Genomic DNA, 4,671 nt, shown 5'->3' on the forward strand with positions numbered 1-4,671 from the left:
AAAACTTAAACAGAGCATTTAAGCTAAATGTTCTTTCTAGGTTTTATTTAATTTAATTCTATGTTTATATATAGTTTCTAACCTAGTGTTATTTTATTTATCAATGTTAAGAGTCACAAGCAAGTAATATAAAACAATTTCATAAGCTTGTTAAAGGTAGTTATACTTAATCTCTTTCTTATTACATATATTTAAGTATATATAAGAAAAAGTTTTTAAGCATCACAGCTTAGACGCTTTCCGTCTTGAAGATTAAGATTAATAATTACATAAAAACTTTAGCAAGGAAGTAATGCGTTTTAGTAATACTAAAAACAATAACAATAATGCATGCAAATATATTTCAATTAATACTATTAATTGTAAAAATATTAATAACATTATTAACAAAGGTAAGCTAATAAGAGCAAATGGTGGATGCCTTGGCAGACAAAGGCGATGAAGGACGTACTAGACTGCGATAAGCTACGAGGAGCCGTCAAGGGGCATTAATTCGTAGATTTCCGAATGGGGCAACCCAATACATAGAGATATGTATTACCATATATGGAGCGAACGTTGGGAATTGAAACATCTTAGTACCAACAGGAAAAGAAATCAATAGAGATTACGCTAGTAGCGGCGAGCGAAAGCGTAAGAGGGCAAACCACTAGTTTACTAGTGGGGTTGTAGGACTGCAACAAAGACTAAGCAAAGATAGTAGAACAAGTTGGAAAGCTTGAGCGTAGAGGGTGATACTCCCGTACATAAAATCTTTACTTTACTTAGCAGTATCCTGAGTAGGGCGAGACACGTGAAATCTTGTCTGAAGCTGGGTCGACCACGATCCAACCCTAAATACTAATGTCTGACCGATAGTGTACAAGTACCGTGAGGGAAAGGTGAAAAGAACTGAGGTGATCAGAGTGAAATAGAACCTGAAACCATTTGCTTACAATCATTCAGAGCCCTATGTAGCAATACAGGGTGATGGACTGCCTTTTGCATAATGAGCCTGCGAGTTGTGGTGTCTGGCAAGGTTAAGCTAACGTGAAGCCGTAGCGAAAGCGAGTCTTAATAGGGCGATAAGTCAGATGCTGCAGACCCGAAACGAAGTGATCTATCCATGAGCAGGTTGAAGCTAGTGTAAGAACTAGTGGAGGACCCAACCGACGGCCATTGAAACGGCTCCGGATGACTTGTGGATAGGGGTGAAAGGCCAATCAAACTTCGTGATAGCTGGTTCTCTCCGAAATATATTTAGGTATAGCGTTGTGTAGTAGCTATAAGGGGTAGAGCACTGAATGGGCTAGGGCATACACCAATGTACCAAACCCTATCAAACTCCGAATACTTATAGTGTAATCACAGCAGTCAGGCGGCGAGTGATAAAATCCGTCGTCGAGAGGGGAACAACCCAGACTACCAGCTAAGGTCCCTAAATCTTATTTGAGTGGAAAACGATGTGAAGTTACTTTAACAACCAGGAGGTTGGCTTAGAAGCAGCCATCCTTTAAAGAAAGCGTAATAGCTCACTGGTCTAGTGATTTTGCGCGGAAAATATAACGGGGCTAAAATAAGTACCGAAGCTGTAGACCCAAGCCTAGCTTGGGTGGTAGGAGAGCGTTCTATAGGCGTTGAAGATGTACCGGTAAGGAGCGTTGGAGCGTATAGAAGTGAGCATGCAGGCATGAGTAGCGATAATTAATGTGAGAATCATTAACGCCGTAAACCCAAGGTTTCCTACGCGATGCTCGTCATCGTAGGGTTAGTCGGGTCCTAAGCAAAGTCCGAAAGGGGTATGCGATGGAAAATTGGTTAATATTCCAATACCAACATTATTGTGCGATGGAAGGACGCTTAGGGCTAAGCAAGCTAGCGGATGGAAGTGCTAGTCTAAGGTAGTAGGTTGTTATACAGGCAAATCCGTATAACATTAGACCGAGAACTGAAAGGCTTTCTGAAGTCTTCGGATGGAAGGAAGAATTGCTGATGCCGTCGAGCCAAGAAAAGTTTCTAAGTTTAGATAATGTTGCCCGTACCGTAAACCGACACAGGTGGGTGGGATGAGTATTCTAAGGCGCGTGGAAGAACTCTCTTTAAGGAACTCTGCAAAATAGCACCGTATCTTCGGTATAAGGTGTGGTTAGCCTTGTATTAGGATTTACTCCGAAGGCAAGGAAACTTACAACAAAGAGTCCCTCCCGACTGTTTACCAAAAACACAGCACTCTGCTAACACGTAAGTGGATGTATAGGGTGTGACGCCTGCCCGGTGCTCGAAGGTTAATTGATGGGGTCAGCAGCAATGCGAAGCTCTTGATCGAAGCCCGAGTAAACGGCGGCCGTAACTATAACGGTCCTAAGGTAGCGAAATTCCTTGTCGGTTAAATACCGACCTGCATGAATGGCGTAACGAGATGGGAGCTGTCTCAAAGAGGGATCCAGTGAAATTGTAGTGGAGGTGAAAATTCCTCCTACCCGCGGCAAGACGGAAAGACCCCGTGGACCTTTACTACAGCTTGACACTGCTACTTGGATAAGAATGTGCAGGATAGGTGGGAGGCTTTGAGTTATAGACGCCAGTTTATAATGAGCCATCGTTGAGATACCACTCTTTCTTATTCGGGTAGCTAACTAGCGTGAGTTATCCTCACGTAGGACAATGTCTGGTGGGTAGTTTGACTGGGGCGGTCGCCTCCCAAAAAATAACGGAGGCTTACAAAGGTTGGTTCAAAACGGTTGGAAATCGTTTGTAGAGTATAAAGGCATAAACCAGCTTAACTGCAAGACAAACACGTCAAGCAGAGACGAAAGTCGGTCTTAGTGATCCGGTGGTTCTGTGTGGAAGGGCCATCGCTCAAAGGATAAAAGGTACCCCGGGGATAACAGGCTGATCTCCCCCAAGAGCTCACATCGACGGGGAGGTTTGGCACCTCGATGTCGGCTCATCGCATCCTGGGGCTGGAGCAGGTCCCAAGGGTATGGCTGTTCGCCATTTAAAGCGGTACGCGAGCTGGGTTCAGAACGTCGTGAGACAGTTCGGTCCCTATCTGCCGTGGGCGTAAGAAGATTGAAGAGATTTGACCCTAGTACGAGAGGACCGGGTTGAACGAACCACTGGTGTAGCTGTTGTTCTGCCAAGAGCATCGCAGCGTAGCTAAGTTCGGATGTGATAAGAGCTGAAAGCATCTAAGCTCGAAGCCAACTCTAAGATGAATCTTCTCTTAAGGTCGCAGCAAGACTAGCTGCTTGATAGGTTGGGTGTGTAAGTGGTGAAAGCCATTTAGCTGACCAATACTAATAGACCGTCCGCTTACTTTAAATAAGCATTACTTCCTTGCTAAGGTTTTAATTGACTTGTTCTTTTTCCTTATTGCGTCGTCAAGCTCCTTTGATAGACTATCAGTCTTATCTCAGTCGCTTTCCTAGCACTAAGAAAAAATAACTGCGTCACTTTTAGCTTTAAAAAGGTTATTGAATTAGTTTATTACTTGCTTTTAACATTGTTATTTAAGTTTATTAAATACTAATATATTTAAATAACAATGTCCGTGATTATACAAATGTGGTAACGCCTTGTCCCATCCCGAACCAAGAAGCTAAGCACATTGTGGGTGATGATACTACGCCTTACTGGCATGGGGAAAGTAGCTCGTTGCGGACTTGTTAAAATCTTTTTTAACTCCTTTCTTTTTAATAATAATTGATTTTTATATACATATTTTTAGATTTAATTTTTTATTATATTTTTTAATTGTAGAAACGGGATAGGGCTAAAAGGTAAGTTTTTATTGTTGCTTTCTTTTTTAGCTTTGTTTGGGTTTTTTAAAACCTTTACTTTAAATAATTTACTTAATTATGTTTTTTAGTATGAGATTATAAAAACAGATATTTTAAATGATACTTATACAATATAGCTCTTGCTTTTTATATAGGTTTTTTATTTGCTTTATATGCTTAAAGAATTATGTATTCAATAAGCTTAGGTTATTAATTGTTTTTTAGGTAGCTAAAGTTAAATCAATATGATAATAATATTTAGACGTAAGCCATAATCTCATATGAAAACATTATTAAAGTAATATGAGTGGTTGAAAAATAATATTGGTAGTGAAGGATTGCGATTTAATATTATTTTTTCTAATTTTAATTAAGTAATATTATTGTTAGCAAATTTCTTATTTATGCTATCAAATCTTTATCTTTAATAAGCAATATTAGTAGTAAATGAGGTGTTTATACAATTAGGTTTATTTAAAACGAAGTTTATTTAAAACGAAGTTTTTAAAAAACAAAGTTTTTAAAAAACAAAGTGTCTGTAAAAGAAGTTTTTAAAACTAGGTTTATGTATAGAAAAGTTTATATTAAATAAAATTTCTGTAAAACAAAGCTTTTAAAAAACGAAGTATTTAAAAATTAAGCTTATATAAAATTTGGATTTAAATTCTTTTGCAGTAATTAGGGCTTAGATTGTTTTTAGAAGATAAGTAATTAATACTAAAGTGTTTTTATGTTAAGTTTAATCAGTGATTTAAAGTAATAAAAATTAAACTTAATTAAATACCTTAGAGTAAGTTAATACCTAAGCTTATTAAGTAATTAAATTAATTAGATTTATTGATTATATAAAAGTATTTATTACGCATATAAAACATAATTAGGATATGAGTTTTTAGTGTTGGGGGGGGGT

General features: G+C 38.2%; 2 rRNA genes. Both read left to right on the plus strand.

The features are described 5' to 3' along the window. Positions 1-390: 390 nt before the first annotated feature. Positions 391-3,302 (plus strand): 23S ribosomal RNA (locus AVBRAN12640_RS09720). A gap of 226 nt (positions 3,303-3,528) precedes the next feature. Beyond that, positions 3,529-3,645: ribosomal RNA gene (gene rrf, locus AVBRAN12640_RS09725) — 5S ribosomal RNA — on the plus strand. Positions 3,646-4,671: the final 1,026 nt, after the last annotated feature.

Source organism: Campylobacter sp. RM12640 (assembly GCF_020137595.1).
Classification (GTDB): domain Bacteria; phylum Campylobacterota; class Campylobacteria; order Campylobacterales; family Campylobacteraceae; genus Campylobacter_E.